Here is a 17,697-nt window from a genome sequence, read left to right as displayed (position 1 = left end):
CAATTGGTGGGCATTGTGTTGTCTAGGTTATCCCATTAGATTGCAGGGGATAGAATGAACTAAATCGCTGACTTGTTTAGGGCGTAATATTTTGTCTTCTGGAACATTAAAACGAAACGCCATCATTTGATTAAACATGCCCCAGTGCTTGAGCAAACATTGTGAGTGATCGTCTTTAATTTCCTCCCAAGTCGTGTGCATGATAGGGGCTAAGCTACTGGCGCCCTGAGCAAACATCATCATTAGCCATTTGACTTCCCAAATGTTGACTTGGTTTTGCGGGTTATTTTGATTGTAGTCTGCTGCCATTTCAGCGATCGTCAACTGAACTTTATGGGTTCGGTCGATAAAGTAATCCGTCAGTTCATCTTGACGAATACCGTCAGCAAGTAATTGTATTGGGCGCTTTTCGATCAACATGTGCGCCAGCACTTTCACGGTAAAAAAGTACAGCTTTTCGTTTGCGGTACTGTCTTTGGGAAAGTGCTCGACAATGACATTCAAGTATTCTTCGAAATACTGATGAAGGCCATCGCTTATTGCATGCCAGATTTTCTCTTTACTGCCAAAATGGTGACGAATCAAGCTGTGTGAGACACCGGCTCTTTCACTAATGTTTCGTAGCGAAACACGCTCGTAACCTCTTTCGCAAAAAAGGTTTGCGGCGATAGACATAATTTCACATTTTGTTTTTTCAGCGTCTTCAGCACTGCGACGCCCGGCTTTTCTTTCTTTCATGTTTTCAAGTCTTTGTTTCGTGCGCGCCATTTGTACCAGATTTGTGATCATTTTTCATTATTTTAAATTATCATCCATATGGACAATAAATCCATTGATCTTAATTATGATTCACTTATACTATCCAACTGTAAAGCAATTCTGTGAGAAATATTAGTTTATTGTTCAGTTGTTCACCAATTCGACTTGAACAAGCCAATGTTTTTTCAGATATCGCCTACAACCATTTGTTCGCTCTTTTCTCGTTTGACTGAGACGGGTGGATATCTCGACCTCCAACGCCGATGATTTCCACCTCTGTGATGAATCAGTCCATTCGTTACTGAATCAGTAAAGGATGATCGTTAGATTTTTTGAGCTCGCCCTAAGCAATTTTTGCTTAGGGCTTTTCTCTATATGGCGGCCAATTTTTCTATATTATTCAATGTAATATATTTTAGTAATGCCAAAATACCGTCCATATTGGGCTAAAGCCTATATCCTGATTGCAAACCCACCTAAACCTTATTTACTACATGGTTTTACATTTATATGTGACTTTACTCATATAAGCATATTTATCTACTACAAATGGTTGAAATGTGAGCTGTGCCCATTAGCTTTAATGAGTAGGTAAGTTGCAAATTTTGAATCATGCTTAGGGAGTAATTCAGTTATGAATACGGATGTCGCAGTAAAATGGGTTGAGCAAGTGGATGCTCCGTTAACCAAGTACAACAAACTGGTCAAAGAAAATGTTGAGGTGCTGACCGCGCTTCATTTACAAGCGATTCGCACTTATAGCGAAATGGGGCTAACGAAAATTAAGGCTGCGAGCGAAAGCGCTGATGGCCGAGAACTAGCGCAATTTAGCCCGACACAACTGAGAGTGTTGGCGGAATTGGCGCAAAAAATGTTGGATGACAGCGATAAGCTTCACCGAGTTGCACTGCGTTTTAAAGATGATGTAAAGCGCTTAAATTTAACCGAAGTTAAAAAAGCGACGTCCGCGTAATTGAATCACTTGAACGTCTGTTTGTTTTTGGTTGGTGTTTATTTGTTACTGAGTTTGTCCTCAATTTATCGGAGCTTAAAGGCTCCGTTTTTTTTGCAAGCTCGTTAGGTATGCCGATTATGGTCAGTCGACATGAATGCAATAATTTCGCCAAATCTTAATTTCGGCAATGACACTTGAGACTAAATTTGTTGTAGTGGTACCACTAATTAGCGTCAGGACAGACTATGAAAACAATCGGTTTAATCGGCGGTATGAGCTGGGAGTCGACCAGTTCTTACTACCAATACATCAATCAAGAAGTGAAAACGCAACTCGGTGGACTGCATTCAGCACAGATTGTTTTAGTCAGTGTTGATTTTGCACAAATTGAGCAGTTTCAGCGTAATGATGAATGGGACCAAGCGGCACAAGTATTAGCGGATGCGGCTAAGAAACTTGAAAAAGCGGGCGCAGATTTCTTTGCCATTGCGACCAATACCATGCATAAAGTGGCGAGTCAGGTTGAGCAAGCGGTATCGATTCCGTTAGTGCATATTGCTGATGCAACAGGCGAAGCTCTGGTTGAAAAAAATATTGAGCGCGTTGGCCTTCTCGGCACGGCGTTTACCATGGAACAGCCGTTTTACAAGCAGCGAATTGAAAAGAACTTTGGTATGGAAGTGATTGTGCCAAATGGTGTTCAGCGCCGATTAGTGCACGATGTTATCTATCAAGAGCTGTGTTTAGGTGTGGTGAGCAAGCGTTCTACCGCCGATTTTGAAACCATTATCGATGATATGCGCGAAGTTGGCGCGCAAGGCGTGATTTTAGGCTGCACAGAAATTGGTATGCTGGTCGATCAAAACTCCAGCTCGATTCCGATTTTTGACACCACAAAGATTCACGCTAAGGCTCTGGTTAAGTTGGCGTTAAGCTAATTTAGCCGCGGTGTTGAAATAGCCGTTTTGAACTAAAACAGGCGCCATGATTGGCGCCTGTTTTAGTTTTAGCTCGCGAAAGTCTCTAAGCCTTATTCTTAGGCTCGGTAAATCCACCGTATAAGTCCAAGCGCCGGTGACGTAGATTGGTCACCGACCCTTCAGTATGTAGGTGCTTTAGTTTGGAGAGGTCCACATCGGCAAAAATGATCATTTCGGTGTTGGCACTGGCTTCGGCTAAGGTTGAATCGTGGGGAAAGTAGATGTCTGATGGCGAGAATACCGCTGATTGCGCGTATTGAATGTCGACATTATCCACACGCGGCAAATTGCCGACGCTGCCGCCAATCGCCACATAGCATTCATTTTCAATCGCTCGCGCCTGAGAGCACAACCGAACACGTTGGTAACCATTTTTTGTATCGGTCCAAAACGGCACAAAGATAATTTGCACATCTTGTTCGGCAAGCATTCGCCCAAGCTCTGGAAACTCACTGTCATAACAGATAAGGATCCCTACGCGGCCAGCGTCGGTTTCAAATACTTTCACGCTATCACCACCGTCTATCACCCAATCGCGCTGTTCGTGTGGGGTGATATGTACCTTATATTGTTCGTCAATGTTGCCATCGCGGTGGAGTAAATAGGCGACATTATATAAGGTGTCATCTTCAATGACGGGGACGCTACCAGCGATGATATTAATGTTGTAGGTCACAGCCATTTGTGCAAAGCGGTCTTTGATTTGCTCACTAAAGCTGGCTAAAAAGCGAATTGCTTCGACAGCGGTTTGGTTTTTATTCAGCCCCATCAAAGGCGCGTTGAAAAATTCTGGGAACAGCGCAAAATCGGCCTTGTAGTTTGCCAACGAGGAGACAAAAAATTCCGCCTGTTCAAGGAAATCCTCCAGATCGTTCATGGCGCGCATTTGCCACTGAACTACGCCAATACGCACCAGTGATTTTTCGGCATCGTGAATTGAATTGATGTCTTCTTCATAAAAGACGTTGTCCCATTCCAAAAGCGTTGCGTATCCACGAGACGATTCATCTTCCGGTAAATAGCCACGCATGATGCGTTTGACATCAAAATCATTGGCCAATTGGAACGACAAAATTGGGTCGTGCAACTCTTTGCGTTTTACTTTTTCAATGTATTCCGTCACCGACAGCTCTTTAGCGTGCTGGTGGTATTTAGGAATACGTCCACCGGCGAGAATCGCTTTAAAGTTGCCGCTGCGACATAGCTCTTTGCGCGCATCATAAAGGCGGCGACCAAGGCGAAGTCCACGATAATCAGGGTGAACAAACACATCCAGCCCATACATCGCATCGCCGGTGGTTTCATTTTGAATCACATTTTGCTCGGTGATGATGTCAGTGTAGAGGTGGGGAAGGGAGAATCGGTTGTAATTTACTTTAATGGTTAATGCTGCGCCGACAATTTTTCCGTTGTCGACAATACAAATTTGCCCATCAGGAAACTGGTGGATGAGATCCATAATCGTAATACGCGGCCACGCGCCGCCGACATCATGGAATACTAAATCCATCAGTTCGGCCAGTTCTGGATAGTCGGTAGGTTCGATTGTTCTAAGAGTTAATAGATGAGAACGACTGTTTTCCATAAATAATATCTTTCCTGCTTAGCTATAACCTCTTTTACCTTAGCACGGTCAAAGCGAACAATGTCAACGAGTGATGAGTTTAAATCAATGATTAACGATGCGGATGAAAAAGCTGAAAGCACAAAGATATGAACGTGGTTGTTTAAGTAAGTTTACTACAAGGTTGCTAAATTTTAGTAAATCATAGTTTTAACTTGCTATTTTATATCAATAAGTTAAGCAAACTTATCACCGACAGTGACGTTAAACTCTAAATCTCATGAAATGAAAACGTTTTCATATCTATTGTGTCTAGGGTTTCCTTATAACTAACTGTATTTATTGAATTAAATTTTTACGTAATCGTAAAAAGGTTTCATGAAGTTTTATTACACAGTTAGGTGTGAACTGAGAAGAATTTCTAACATTTGCCATCCTCTAGTATGAGTCCCAGAAACATCACCACTATAAACCTAATAAAAAATAGGGACGTAATATGAAACAGCTTAAGCTTTTGCCGATTACCCTCGCAGTGGGTGGCGCCCTAGCCAGCGCCTCAACGTTTGCCGCCAACGATGCCGAAGTCCAGGCGTTGATTGACCGCATCACCACACTTGAAAAGAAAATTGAAACGGACTACGTCTACAGACAGGAATCTGTAGAACTATCACCAAATATTGACGTGCCAAAAGAGATCATTTTCTCGGGTTACGCTCGTTACGGCGCAGACTACCAGAGCAGCGACTCAAGTCGTGTCAGCAGTGCGCTTAGCCTAAATGGTAACGCGACGGGTCGTTTGGGTAACGAAGGTTACGGCGGTGAATTTCAGTTTGGGAAAGTCTTTAAAGCTGAAAGTGGCGCGGTTTGGGATGCGGTGTTGATGATCGATAACTGGTCAGACAGCGACATGAACCTGAAAAAAATGTATGCCGGTGTGACGAACTTTTCTGAATCTCAACCCTCTTTGTACATCTGGGCCGGCCGTGATTTCCATCAACGCGTTGCAACGGGTCTGAACGACTATTTCTGGGTCATGCATGACGGCCAGGGTGGCGGTTTTAAAAACTACGATCTAGGCGGCGCCAAATTTAACTTAAGCTTTGTCGGTCAAGCTGATGCCTCTTCAACAGGCGATACTGGCCGCTATGCATTTACCAGCAAACTGCATGATATCGCCCTTGGTGATGACGCTAAGTTAAATCTTTACTTTAACTACGGTTTTGCCTCTGAAGCGATAGACGACGATTTGAAATCTTACCAAGTAGCGTCTGAGTTTTTCTATGAAGGGCAGCGTTTAGTTTTACGTTACGGGGACAATGCGCGAGATAGTGTATTTTGGGGCGAAGAAGGCCAAAAGGCATTTTTGGTGAGCCTGGATGGCCTCTACCAAGTTGCGCCAAAAACCGCTGTGGAATATGTGGCTGCCTACCAAACAGAAGATGTGGCTGACGACGATTATGATCGTGCTAACTACAACATCAACGTGCGTCCAATGTATACATGGGACGATATGAACTCAACTTGGCTAGAGTTTGGCTACAACGTTGTCGACTTTGACAACCATGACTCTAAGAACACGTCATGGAAAGTGACGCTATCGCAAAACGTTACGTTTGGCCCAGGAATCTTTGACCGCCCAATGATTCGTTTCTTCACTACGGTCGGAAATGCGGATAACGAATTTACTGGTAGCGGCAATACTGATCTCGATACCGTCACCGTCGGTGCAATGTTTGAGGCGTGGTGGTAATTTCGAGGGGGAATAACTATCGGTATCAATTCAAGGCCTCAGTTGTGGGGCCTTTTCTTTTTCTGTCATACAGACGTGATGAAATAACCATAATATCTACCAGGCTGGATGCGTCTTTTATAGTAAAAATCAGCCACTAATTGAAGAATCGGCTAAGCACGTATACAAATGCACCAAAGCCAGAATTACCTATCAAACTTGCAAAGCGCGAAGAATAAGCGCAAGGTCTTGGTTAGCTGGGCACTCTAGCTTCATTGTTGTGGTTATATTTTTAAGCGTAAAATAAATTATTGAGTGCTCAAGCGCATAATTTTGAAGTTATTTTTCATTGTTTTTATAAACTTTTTCATATTTATGAAAGGTTTTCAGTTATTCCCTCCATTTCAACCACAAAAATCCGCCATTTTAGTGATGAAACCAGCCAATCTGAATGAAATGAAAGCGTTTTCAGATTGAGTTTATTTATCTCCAATTATTTTAAGTTATTGAATAAAGTTGTTTTTCGGGTGGTTTTTATAAAATCATCAGTTTCATGGCATCAGCGTGCATAACGACATGTGAGGGCTCGCTGACTTTTGTAAATTCCCATCACCTAGTATGTGCCGAGACCAGAGAGACAAGAAACCTAAAATAAGATAGGGATATATCATGAAACACCTAAAGCTTTTGCCAATAACCATAGCAGTGGGCACTGTACTCGGTTCAGCGCCAATCCTCGCCGCCACCGATGCTGAAGTGGAGGCATTGAAAGCTCGTATCGATCAGCTCGAGAAAAAGGTCGATATCGATTACACCTATGAACAGAAATCGATTGAGTTACCGCCGGATATTGAAGTCCCTCGTGGGGTGATTTTCTCCGGTTATGCGCGTTACGGTTCGGCATATAAGAGTAGTGACGAACGTATGGTTAACGCCTACGGCGCACTCAACGGTAATGCCACCGGTCGTTTAGGTAACGAGAACTACGGCGGTGAATTCCAACTCGGTAAAATTCTTAAATCGGATAAAGGGGCAGTGTGGGACCTAGTGTTGATGGTGGATAACTATCAAGACCGTTCGTGGGCTGAAGATGGTGGTTTGAACGTCAAAAAAATGTACGCTGGGGCGACGAACTTGTTTGAATCGCAACCTACATTATATTTCTGGGGCGGTCGCGACTTCCACCAACGTACCGCAACCAATCTGAACGACTACTTTTGGGTTACCCATGATGGCCAAGGCGGCGGCTTCAAAAACCTTGATGTGGGTGTCGGTCAATTTAACCTAAGCTTTGTCGGCCAAGTTGACGATGACATGGTTGGCGATAACGGTAAATACGCCATTACCAGTAAATGGCATGATATTCCGCTCGGTGCGGCGAACTTAAATTTCTATTTCAACTATGGTTTTGCCTCCGATCGCGTGTTGGATGACGAAGATACTGCGGATTCACGCGGTGTCAAGTCGTACCAAATTGCTGGTGAGTTATCACTCAATGGCCAACGTTTGGTGGTGCGCTATGCTGATAACGCCAAAGACAGTGCGTTTGATCTCGTTGACGACCAACAAGCGTTTTTGGTCAGCGTCGATGGTTTTTATCAACTGACGCCAAAAAGCTCGGTCGAATATGTTGCGGCCTACCAATCGATTGACGTATCGGATGATCAAGACCGCGCCAACTACAACATCAATATTCGTCCAACCTATTCGTGGGATGACATCAACTCAACTTGGGTCGAACTTGGCTACAGCCTAGTAGACTACGACACGATTGATGCAACCAATAAAGCTTGGAAGGTGACATTGTCACAAAACGTTTCGTTTGGTCCGCTTGCAAACGCCAGACCGATGATTCGTTTCTACACCACCATCGGTAATTCTGACAACGAATTCGCTGGCTATGGTGATGATGGTGTCACAGTGCAAACCACCGACCTTGATACTGTGACCGTTGGTGCAATGTTTGAAGCATGGTGGTAAACCGGGGGGATGACCACTGATAGCGGCGCGACACGTCGCGACAATTTGGCCTCGCAGGGCAGAGATGACGAGGCCATCTTTTTTCATGTTTAAATCTGCTCACCTTCCAACCCGCCTTTCATTAGGCGCGCAGAATTCATTCTCTTTTAGGCCAAGTGATTGGCCTTTTTTTATGGCTAAGACAGGCCGTTTTATTGGTGCTTTCACTGTCAGTAATCAACTTAATCACAGGCTTGAAATAGCGTTTCATGAAACTGTTTCATGGCGTGAAAGCAAAGCGCATCGCACCGCAATTTTTGGCAAATTGGTCATTACGCCGCTCGGTTTGGTGTGAAGTCACTCACGCTATGGGCGGCGAGCTTTCTTGATACTTAGCGCTATGAAAGCGCTTTCTTAATCATGCTTTCTACGCATGCAACGCAAGCAAAGGAGAAAAAGCGTGGCCACGATTAAAGACGTATCGGATTTTGCAGGTGTTTCCCAAGCCACGGTATCGCGTGTGATCAATGGCACCTCAAGCGTGAGCCAAGAAAAGAAACACAAGGTCGAGCATGCGATCAAAGTCCTCGGCTACAAACCGAATTCGATTGCCCAAGCGTTAGCATCGAGTCGCACTGGCAGCATTGGTGTTATCGTGCCAGAGCTTGGCGGCGCGTTTTATTCTCAAGTTTTGCAAAGCATTGAAGAGCGCCTGCGTCAAAGTGGCTATCACTTGGTGGTCACCGCGGGCTCCAATCACGAGCAGGGGCAAAAAGAGTCGGTGGAATTTCTATTGAGCCGCCGCGTGGATGCATTGATTCTTCATACCCAACAGCTTAGCGATGATTACCTTATCGGCCTTCAAGAGCAGGGGATCGATATCGTGTTAGTTAACCGCTTCATTCCTGAATTGGCCAGCAGCTGTATTGATATTGATAACGAACTCGGCGGTAAGTTGGCAACTGAGCATCTGATTGAAATGGGTCATCGCAACATCGCTTGTATTACAGGCCCGCTGCATAAATCCGATGCCCGTGGCCGGCTGCAGGGATATCGCAAAGCGCTCGAAGAGGCAGGTATCGCCTTTGATGAATCACTGATTATCGAATCCGGCTTTACCGAAGAAACGGGCGCCAGCGCCATGCGTAAGCTGCTTAAGCGGCCGCATCCGTTTACGGCGGTATTTGCGTGTAACGATCATATGGCGTTTGGTGCCTTTGAAGTGTTGCATCACGCCGGATTCACCGTTCCAGAACAAATTTCATTGGTGGGATTTGACGACATCTTGTTTGCTCGTTATCTGACGCCAGCACTCACGACCGTCAATTTCCCCATTGAAAACATGAGCTACGAAGCTGTTCAGCTCGCCATACAAAAACTACAAAAAAGTAAGCATGACGTGAACTTCAAGTTGTCACCCACCTTAGTGACACGCGAGTCGGTACATCGTTTACCTCAAACCCTATAACCTCGAAGGAACCAACATGAAATTCAAGACTATTACGCTGTCGAGTGTGGTCGCTTTAGGATTAGCTACCACCGCATATGCTGCCGAAGATCAGATCCGTTTTGACGGATTCCCTGATTTTGACAGTAGTCTGAAAGTGATCTTACCCGATTTCGAAAAAGAGACCGGGATTAAGGTTGATTACTTAATGAATAACCATGGCGATCACCACACTAAGTTAACCACTAACCTTGCCACCGGCTCCGGAGCTGGCGATGTGATCGTGGTGGATGTTGAAAAGATTGGTCCATTCGTCGCATCGGGCGGTTTGGTGAATCTTTCCGAGCAATATGGCGTCGATAAATACGCCGACCGTTTTGCCCCATATGCATGGGCGCAAGGCAAGGGCGCAGATGGCAGTGTCTATGGTATTCCTGTCGATTTGGGGCCTGGGGTGATGTACTACCGCCGCGACCTATTTGAAAAAGCGGGCATTGATGTCAATCAAGCGATTAAAGATTGGGATTCGTACATCAAAGCCGGTGAAGAGCTTAAGAAGCACAATATTCAATTGATCGCATCAGCAGCGGATGTCGCGCAAGCAATCATCTTTACCACCGTACCGGAAGGTGAAGGTTTGTACTTCGATAAAGACGGCAACCCAGTGGTAACGTCAGAGCGTTTTGTTCACGCGTTTGAAGTTGCAAAAGAGATTCGTGACAAAGGCTTAGACAGCCGCATTTTGGCTTGGTCTAACGAATGGTATGAAGGCTTTAAACAAGGCACGTTTGCCACTCAGCTTTCTGGTGCTTGGTTACTTGGCCATTTGAAAAACTGGATTGCGCCAGAGACCTCAGGAAAATGGGGCGTATCTGACCTACCTGATGGCATTTATGGCAGTTGGGGCGGTTCTTTCCTTTCCATCCCAACCCAATCGAAAAAACAAGACGAAGCTTGGAAGTTGATTGAATACATGACAATGCGCCGTGATATTCAACTGAAGAGCTTTGCCACCATTGCGGCGTTTCCTGCCAACGTGACCACTTATGACGATCCAATGTTTCAAGAGCCAATTCCATTCTTAGATGGCCAAAAAGCCCGTCTATTGTTTGCCAATGTGGCGAAAAACATCAAACCGGTTGCGCCTGCGAAAGGCGATCACGTTGCGCGTTCAATCATTTTAGAAAACGCGTTGATGGAAGTGCTGGATGAAGGCAAAGACATCAAAACCGCGTTGCAAGAAGCGGAGCGTATGATCAAGCGTCGTACTCGCAATCTATAACTCAACTCGGCGCGCGTTCTCGTGACGCGCGCCACGATTGGGGCGTAACCCTAATTATGAAATTTGATGATGTAAATAAGAACGTGTTTATGAGGGCGTGGCTATGAATCATGCAACAGGCAAGATGATGGACACTACAGACACAGAGCGCCGAGGCTTTATTTATTGGCTGAATTTGAAAGCGCTTACACCCTACGGTTTTTTGTTGCCGTTTCTGGTGATTTTTTCAGTATTTGGTGTGTTTCCGCTGCTGTTTTCCATCTATTTGTCGTTTCATCAATGGAACCCGGTAGAAGGGCTTGCAGCGATGAAATACGTCGGTGCGGATAACTATCACGTCGCTTTGACTGACCCGTGGTTGTGGCGCTCGCTAAAAAATACCTTTTGGCTGGCGATTACCTCCGGGGTGGCGCAGCACGTGGTGGCCATTCCCGTGGCGTATATTCTGGTGTCGATGGGCGACAGAATGCGCCATTGGCTGACGTCGGCTTACTTTTTGCCGTACATCACCTCAACCGTCGCGGCGGCGCTGATTTTCTTCAATATGTATTCGCCAAATTCCGGGATCATTAACCAAACCTTAAATGCCCTTGGCGATAGCACTTTATTTGGTTGGGCGTTTGCCTGGATACAAGATTTTCAGCCGATTCGCTGGCTTGACGATGCAGCGTTTGTCAAACCATCGATCGCCATCATGGTGTTTTGGAAATACACCGGTTTTAACATCGTGCTGTATACCACAGGTTTGATGACCATACCTAAAGACATTCTTGAAGCCGCGCGTATGGATGGCGCCAATGCGCTGCGCCGCTTTTGGTTCGTTTCGCTGCCGATGATTCGTCCATTTATTTTCTTTGCCGTCACCATGACCATCATTGGTAATTTGCAGCTGTTTGAAGAACCGTTTGTATTAACCCGCGGCACCGGCGGTACTGGACAATCTGGTCTCACCATCTCGATGTATCTGTACAAAGTGGGTTGGGAATGGCTTGAAATGGGCACGGCTTCAGCGATTTCATGGCTGCTGTTCCTATTGATTGCTGGCTGTACTGCTATTCAGTTTTTCTTCTTTGGCAAGAAAGGGTTAGGAGATTAATCATGTCGTTACAAGCACTCAAACCCAAAGACACCACGTTAGAGTGGATAACCAAAGTGTTGATGGTGATTTTGGCGCTGGTCTTGATTGTGTCAGCGCTAATGACGGTGTTTCCGTTTTTATGGTCGGCGCTACTTTCAACACGCGATCGCACCGAAATCTTTGGTTCAGGCATTAGCTTTGCGATTGGCGACAGCCTGGCGATCAACTACGAAAAACTGTTGAAAATCATGCCGTTTTGGCAAGCGATGTTTAACTCCATTTACGTTGCTTTCCTTGGCACCACGATTTCGCTGCTGTTTTGCAGCATGGGCGGCTATGCGTTCGCGGTATATAAGTTCAAAGGCAAACAGGTGCTGTTTGGCATGTTGGTGGGCTCGATGATGATTCCGCCAGTATTGAGCTTGATTCCGTATTTTATGATCGTCAAATTTCTCGGCATGCTCGATAACCACATCGCCGTGTGGCTTCCGTTTACCACCACGCCATTTGGCATCTTTTTGATGCGCCAGCACGTGGTGGCTTCGATTCCTAAAGAGTTACTTGAGGCCTCCAAAATGGACGGTGCTGGGGAGTTTCGCACCTATTGGAGCGTGGTTTTGCCGTTGATGAAACCGGCGCTAGCGACGCTGGCTATTGTTCAGTTTGTGTTCTTCTGGAACATGTTTATGCAGCCGCTGGTGGTGCTGACCTCGCCGGAAAACTATGTAATTACTCAAGCACTAAGAAGTGTTCAAGGCATTCCTAATACGCCATGGGGCGCAGTCATGCTTGGAACCACGATTTCAATTCTCCCCTTGGTGACTGCCTACCTGTTCTCATCAAGACAAATGATCAGCGGCCTGACTTCAGGCGCCGTAAAAGGGTAGGTTAAAGGATAATTTATGAACTCATACCAACTTGCAGAAGATTCAAAACTGAACCAGCCAGAATTTGTGTTTGGCGTCGCGACTTCATCCTATCAAATTGAAGGCGGCGTGAACTTGGGTGGTCGTACCGCGTCGATTTGGGATACTTTTTGTCGCCAGCCTGGCGCGGTGGATAACGGCGATAATGGCGATGTTGCTTGTGACCACTTCCATCTGTGGCAACAAGATATCGACATGATTGCCGATTTGGGCGTGGATGCCTATCGCTTGTCTATTGCATGGCCACGTATTTTGCCGCGCGACGGTGAGCTTAACCCGCAAGGGCTGAATTTCTACCAACAGATCATTGATGCCTGTCACGCGCGCGGGGTTAAAGTGTTCGTCACTTTGTATCACTGGGATCTGCCGCAGTACCTGCAAGACAAAGGCGGTTGGCTCAATCGTGAAACCGCATACAAATTTGCTGAGTATGCTGAAGTCGTCAGCGCCCATTTTGGCGACCAAATTGACGTTTACACCACGCTAAATGAGCCGTTTGTGGCGGCGTTTCTCGGCTATCGCTGGGGCGTACACGCGCCGGGCATCAAAGGGGAACGCGAAGGCTTTCTGGCTTCGCACCACATGTTACTTGGCCATGGTTTAGCCATGCCTATTCTGCGCCGCAACGCGCCAAACGCCAAACACGGCATTGTCTTCAATGCTTCGCCGTCGTATCCACTGACACCAAGCGATCAAGGCGCAGCAGATTACAGCGAAGCGGAAGGCTATCACTGGTTTATGGATCCAGTACTGAAAGGGGAATACCCGTTTGAGGTGGTGGAACGGCAAAGCGACAATATGCCGATGATTTTGGCCGGGGATTTGGATTTAATCAGCGCGCCGGTCGATTATGTCGGCATCAACTATTACACCCGCCACGTGTGCCGTTACAACGAAAATGGCGACATCGTTAACGTTGAGCAGCCAAGCGCAGAGCACACCTATATCGGCTGGGAAATCTACCCGCAGGGCTTGACCGATTTGCTGGTGCGCATTCATCAGCGCTATGAGGATCTGCCGCCCATGTACATCACTGAAAACGGCGCGGCAGGCAACGACGAGCTTAAAAACGGCGAAGTGGTCGACCAGCAGCGCACTCGCTATTTTCAAACTCATCTAGAGGCCGTGGATAACGCCATTCGTCAAGGCGTCGATATTCAAGGCTACTTCGCCTGGAGCTTGATGGACAATTTTGAGTGGGCGTTTGGCTACTGCCAGCGTTTTGGCATTGTCCACGTCGATTACCAAACCCAAAAGCGTACCTTGAAACACAGCGCGATTGCCTATCGCAACATGTTGCTGGCGCGCAAACAGGAGAACCAATAATGGCCAAAGTAGAATTTCGCAATGTGAAGAAGTCGTTTGGTAAAGTCGAGGTGGTCAAGCAGTTTGATTTTACCGTTGAAGACGGCGAGTTTGTGGTGTTTTTAGGGCCATCGGGATGTGGAAAGTCGACCACGCTGCGCATGTTAGCTGGGCTTGAAACTATTTCGTCCGGTGAGATTTTTGTTGGCGAGCGCTTAATGAATAAAATCGACGCCAAAGACCGCGATTTAGCCATGGTGTTCCAAAGTTACGCCCTGTATCCGCATATGACGGTGTACGAAAACATCGCCTTTGCGCTCAAAATGAAAGGCATGTCGAAACCGGATATCGATACCGAAGTACGCAAAGCCGCCAAGATGTTGGAGTTGGACAACTTGCTCAACCGCAAGCCCAAAGAACTCTCGGGCGGTCAGCGTCAACGGGTGGCGATGGGCCGCGCCATGGTGCGCACGCCGAAAGTTTTCTTATTTGATGAACCGCTCTCAAACCTTGATGCCAAATTGCGCGGCACCATGCGTGAAGAGATAAAGCAGCTGCATCGCGAGCTTGCCACCACCACTATTTACGTTACCCATGATCAGATTGAAGCCATGACTTTGGCGGACCGAATCGTGATTTTGAAAGATGGTTATGTGGCGCAGGTAGGCACGCCAACGGAAGTGTTTAAACGTCCGGCGAACAAATTTGTCGCGCAGTTTATCGGTAACCCTTCAATGAATATGCTCGATGCCAAACTGGTTGAGCAACAAGGCGAATGGCTAATCGAACTTGGTCAAATCCATATTCCACTGCCGCAGCGCTTTAAAGCATTGGCATCGAAGAATTTGGCGATTCATTTTGGCGTTAGACCGACCGATTTGCATCTGCGCGCCGAGCATATAGACCACGACCGAGTGTTGCCAATTCCAGTAAAAATCAAAGACAAAGAACTGCTTGGCGCGAGCATCTTGCTCAAAACGCAAGTCGAAGGTCAGGATTTGACGGTTGAAACTCAGGCCGCCGAGGTCGATGTCAGCGAACTGACGTTGTATCTCGATTTGGATGCGATTCATCTTTTTGATGCGCTCAGCGAGAAATCGCTCGCCAGTTAAGCTTGGCTCGCCATTCAATTCGTGTACGCAGTTGAACATGATTACGTAAGTTAGACATTCGTACTCAAGTTAAACATTCGTTCGCAAGTTATACCAAGCAATAGCGATTCCCTACCAGTTCAAGATTAGGCTCTGTCGTGGTGACAGGGCCGAGGAAAGTGACGATGAAATTCGGATATTTTGATGACCAACACCGTGAATATGTGGCGACAACGCCTTGCACACCGATTAAGTGGTGTAACTACGTTGGCACGTTAGGATTTGGCGGTATTGTCGATAGCAACGGCGGCGTGCTGCTGTGCAAAGGTGACCCAGCGCTTAACCGTATTACTAAATACATCACCCAGTTACCGAACTCAGATTTCAAAGGCTCGACGTTATACCTCAAGGTGCGAAGCACAGACGGTAAGCAAGAGGTTTTCTCACCGTTTTACACCCCAACCTTAAAGCCGCTCGACAAATTTGAAAATCACACCGGGCTTTCATACAGCCGTTTTATCAGCGAAGGTTATGGCGTGCGCTGTGAAGTGACCTTCTTTGTACCGAGGCACGACCCGGTACTCTTGATGGATATTCGCATCACCAACATCAGCGACCAAGCGCTGCATGTCGATGCGGTGCCAGTGTTTGAATTTTCTCATTTTGATGCGCTTAAACAGTTGGTGAACGCCGATTGGGTGCCGCAAACCATGACGGTTAAAGCGCATCAAAGTGACAACATCACCGTTTTGGAGCAGTACGCGTTTATGAAGCGTGATATGGCGGTCAACTTGCTGACCGCCGATCGTAAAGCGACCTCGTTTGAGGGTGACCGCGCGGCGTTTTTAGGCAATTTAGGCTATGGCAGCTGGGCAACACCACAGGCTTTGAATCAGGCTGAGCTCAGTAACAGTGAGCCGCTTCGCGGTGACAACATCGGCGCGCTCAATTTACGTCTTGGCAATCTTAGCCCAGGTCAAACTGAGCGCACTGTGGTGCAGCTCACCCAAATGCCAAGCCTAAGCGCCGCCGAGCCAATGCTAAGTAAGTATCGAGACCACTCTGCCGTTGATGCTGCATTTAATGAACTCGGCGAGTTTTGGCACGACTACTTACGCATTTTGGAAGTTGAAACGCCAGATGCGGCGATGAACTCCATGTTGAATGTGCATAATCCTCGTCAGTGTCATACCACCAAAAACTGGTCCCGTTACTTGTCACTTTACCAGCTCGGTTATGGCGCGCGCGGCATCGGTTTTCGCGACTCATCGCAAGACACCCTTGGGGTGATGACTCATATGCCAGAAGAGGCGCGTGAGTTTATCGAGCGTTTGTTGTCAGTGCAAAATCGTGACGGTTCGGCGATGCACCAATTCTTCCCATCGACCATGGAAGCCAACGGCGGAGATTCCCGCGAAGAAGAGGACCGCCCAGATTATTACGGCGATGATCATCTGTGGATCGTGTTTGCGGTGACCCAATACATCAAAGAGACCGGTAACGAGTCGTTTCTTGCCAAACCGGTACCGTTTTATCAAAAAGACAAACACGGCAATGCGGTTGAAACGGCGCCAGTATGGGAGCACTTGGTGCGCGCGCTGGCATTTACTAAAAACAATACCGGCGCTCACGGTTTGCCGCTTCTCGGGTTTGCTGACTGGAATGACACCGTTAACTTGCCGACCGGCGCTGAATCTATGATGGTCGCGAATATGTATGGCAAGGCGCTCCTGGATATGTTGGATCTATGCGCATTGCGCGGCGAGAAGCAACTTGCAAAGCAGTATCAGCAAGACTACCAAATCATGAAATCGCGTGTGAATGAGCAGGGCTGGGATGGTCAGTGGTATGTACGCTACTTTGATGAGCAGGGCGCGCCGATTGGCTCGCAGCACAATCAATATGGGCAAATCTATACCAACGGTCAGAGCTGGCCTGTGATTTCTGGCTTTGCCGATAATGAACGCGCGAAAGCCGCGCTTGAAAGTGTTTACCAAAAGCTTAACACCGCGAGTGGCATCAAACTTTCGACCCCAGGTTATAACGGCTTTGATCCGAAATTGGGCGGCGTCTCGACATACCCACCGGGCGCTAAAGAGAACGGCGGCATTTTTCTGCACGCCAATCCGTGGATGATGATTGCTGAGGCCAAAGCGGGCAATGGCGACCGTGCGTATGAATACTATCGCCAAATCAATCCGGCGTCGAAAAACGACAGCCTTGAAAGCTTTGAATCGGAGCCGTATTGCTATCCGCAAAATATCCTAGGTGATGAGCATCCTCAATTTGGCCTTGGCCGCAACGCTTGGTTATCGGGAACCTCGGCGTGGACTTATGTGGCGGGCACTCAATGGATTTTGGGCGTTCGACCTGATATCGACGGTTTGATTGTCGACCCATGTATTCCGCGCGATTGGCCGCAGTTCTCGATGCGCCGCCAATTTAGAAACGTGACGTACCACATTTTGGTGCTCAATCCGCATCACCGCTGCCATGGCGTATACAAGCTGCAAGTCAATGGCGAATGGGTCGAAGGCAACAAGATTCCACTCCTTGGCGAGGGAGAACATCAGGTGGTCGCCATTCTTGGTGACGGGGCGTAACGGGTTTTACAGACGGATT

General features: G+C 47.0%; 13 protein-coding genes. 11 read left to right on the top strand and 2 right to left on the bottom strand.

All coding sequences use genetic code 11. The features are described 5' to 3' along the window. Window positions 1-27: 27 nt before the first annotated feature. Window positions 28-738, bottom strand: coding sequence for a TetR/AcrR family transcriptional regulator (locus BLS03_RS07230; protein ID WP_093271642.1), 711 nt, complete (start codon window positions 736-738; stop codon window positions 28-30). 655 nt (window positions 739-1,393) lie between these two features. On the opposite strand from BLS03_RS07230, the gene BLS03_RS07225 reads away from it, so the two are divergent. Both BLS03_RS07225 and BLS03_RS07220 read left to right on the top strand, forming a co-directional pair. Further along, complete coding sequence (locus BLS03_RS07225; protein WP_093271564.1) at window positions 1,394-1,732, top strand: phasin family protein; 339 nt, start codon at window positions 1,394-1,396, stop codon at window positions 1,730-1,732. 227 nt (window positions 1,733-1,959) lie between these two features. Then, window positions 1,960-2,652 carry an aspartate/glutamate racemase family protein gene (locus BLS03_RS07220; protein ID WP_093271562.1) on the top strand — a complete coding sequence of 231 codons (693 nt, stop codon included), beginning with the start codon at window positions 1,960-1,962 and terminating at the stop codon, window positions 2,650-2,652. Between the two features lie 85 nt (window positions 2,653-2,737). On the opposite strand, the gene BLS03_RS07215 is transcribed toward BLS03_RS07220, so the two are convergent. Then, complete coding sequence (locus BLS03_RS07215) at window positions 2,738-4,279, bottom strand: bifunctional GNAT family N-acetyltransferase/carbon-nitrogen hydrolase family protein (protein ID WP_093271559.1); 1,542 nt, start codon at window positions 4,277-4,279, stop codon at window positions 2,738-2,740. Window positions 4,280-4,754: 475 nt separating this feature from the next. Here BLS03_RS07215 and BLS03_RS07210 point away from each other — a divergent pair, with 475 nt between their 5' ends. The 9 genes from BLS03_RS07210 (at window position 4,755) to BLS03_RS07165 (ending at window position 17,678) form a co-directional block, all read left to right on the top strand. Further along, the gene (locus tag BLS03_RS07210; protein WP_093271558.1) at window positions 4,755-6,008 is read left to right on the top strand and encodes a carbohydrate porin; all 1,254 of its coding nucleotides are present in this window, start codon (window positions 4,755-4,757) and stop codon (window positions 6,006-6,008) included. Window positions 6,009-6,656: 648 nt separating this feature from the next. Then, window positions 6,657-7,967, top strand: a complete 1,311-nt coding sequence (locus tag BLS03_RS07205) for a carbohydrate porin (protein WP_093271556.1) — start codon at window positions 6,657-6,659, stop codon at window positions 7,965-7,967. 439 nt (window positions 7,968-8,406) lie between these two features. Continuing rightward, entirely contained in the window at window positions 8,407-9,414 is a 1,008-nt protein-coding gene (locus BLS03_RS07195) for a LacI family DNA-binding transcriptional regulator (protein WP_093271551.1), read from the top strand. A 16-nt stretch (window positions 9,415-9,430) separates the two neighbouring features. Beyond that, window positions 9,431-10,675 (top strand): ABC transporter substrate-binding protein, encoded by a 1,245-nt coding sequence (locus BLS03_RS07190; protein ID WP_093271548.1) that lies wholly within the window; start codon window positions 9,431-9,433, stop codon window positions 10,673-10,675. Window positions 10,676-10,799: 124 nt separating this feature from the next. Next, window positions 10,800-11,771 (top strand): carbohydrate ABC transporter permease, encoded by a 972-nt coding sequence (locus BLS03_RS07185; protein ID WP_245696613.1) that lies wholly within the window; start codon window positions 10,800-10,802, stop codon window positions 11,769-11,771. 2 nt (window positions 11,772-11,773) lie between these two features. Then, a complete protein-coding gene (locus tag BLS03_RS07180) occupies window positions 11,774-12,640 on the top strand; it encodes a carbohydrate ABC transporter permease (protein WP_093271544.1) in 867 nt (288 codons plus the stop codon). Window positions 12,641-12,655: 15 nt separating this feature from the next. Continuing rightward, a complete protein-coding gene (locus BLS03_RS07175; protein WP_093271542.1) occupies window positions 12,656-14,005 on the top strand; it encodes a GH1 family beta-glucosidase in 1,350 nt (449 codons plus the stop codon). After that, window positions 14,005-15,096: an ABC transporter ATP-binding protein gene (locus BLS03_RS07170; RefSeq protein ID WP_093271540.1), complete on the top strand. Its 1,092-nt coding sequence runs from the start codon at window positions 14,005-14,007 to the stop codon at window positions 15,094-15,096. Before BLS03_RS07175 ends, BLS03_RS07170 begins: the two co-directional genes overlap by 1 nt. Before the next feature lie 164 nt (window positions 15,097-15,260). Continuing rightward, window positions 15,261-17,678, top strand: coding sequence for a glycoside hydrolase family 94 protein (locus BLS03_RS07165; RefSeq protein ID WP_093271537.1), 2,418 nt, complete (start codon window positions 15,261-15,263; stop codon window positions 17,676-17,678). Window positions 17,679-17,697: the final 19 nt, after the last annotated feature.

Origin of the sequence: Vibrio xiamenensis (genome assembly GCF_900100015.1) — a bacterium.
GTDB lineage: Bacteria > Pseudomonadota > Gammaproteobacteria > Enterobacterales > Vibrionaceae > Vibrio > Vibrio xiamenensis.
The sequence above is the reverse complement of the archived record's forward strand: the minus strand, read 5'-3'. Positions and strand labels throughout refer to the sequence as shown.

Bases quoted from the DNA above. Each gene is read 5' to 3' on its own strand.
- BLS03_RS07180 (WP_093271544.1), top strand. From the start codon at position 11,774: ATGTCGTTACAAGCACTCAAACCCAAAGACACCACGTTAGAGTGGATA.
- BLS03_RS07230 (WP_093271642.1), bottom strand. From the start codon at position 738: ATGAAAGAAAGAAAAGCCGGGCGTCGCAGTGCTGAAGACGCTGAAAAA.
- BLS03_RS07170 (WP_093271540.1), top strand. From the start codon at position 14,005: ATGGCCAAAGTAGAATTTCGCAATGTGAAGAAGTCGTTTGGTAAAGTC.
- BLS03_RS07185 (WP_245696613.1), top strand. From the start codon at position 10,800: ATGATGGACACTACAGACACAGAGCGCCGAGGCTTTATTTATTGGCTG.
- BLS03_RS07220 (WP_093271562.1), top strand. From the start codon at position 1,960: ATGAAAACAATCGGTTTAATCGGCGGTATGAGCTGGGAGTCGACCAGT.
- BLS03_RS07175 (WP_093271542.1), top strand. From the start codon at position 12,656: ATGAACTCATACCAACTTGCAGAAGATTCAAAACTGAACCAGCCAGAA.
- BLS03_RS07210 (WP_093271558.1), top strand. From the start codon at position 4,755: ATGAAACAGCTTAAGCTTTTGCCGATTACCCTCGCAGTGGGTGGCGCC.
- BLS03_RS07205 (WP_093271556.1), top strand. From the start codon at position 6,657: ATGAAACACCTAAAGCTTTTGCCAATAACCATAGCAGTGGGCACTGTA.
- BLS03_RS07225 (WP_093271564.1), top strand. From the start codon at position 1,394: ATGAATACGGATGTCGCAGTAAAATGGGTTGAGCAAGTGGATGCTCCG.
- BLS03_RS07165 (WP_093271537.1), top strand. From the start codon at position 15,261: ATGAAATTCGGATATTTTGATGACCAACACCGTGAATATGTGGCGACA.
- BLS03_RS07215 (WP_093271559.1), bottom strand. From the start codon at position 4,279: ATGGAAAACAGTCGTTCTCATCTATTAACTCTTAGAACAATCGAACCT.
- BLS03_RS07190 (WP_093271548.1), top strand. From the start codon at position 9,431: ATGAAATTCAAGACTATTACGCTGTCGAGTGTGGTCGCTTTAGGATTA.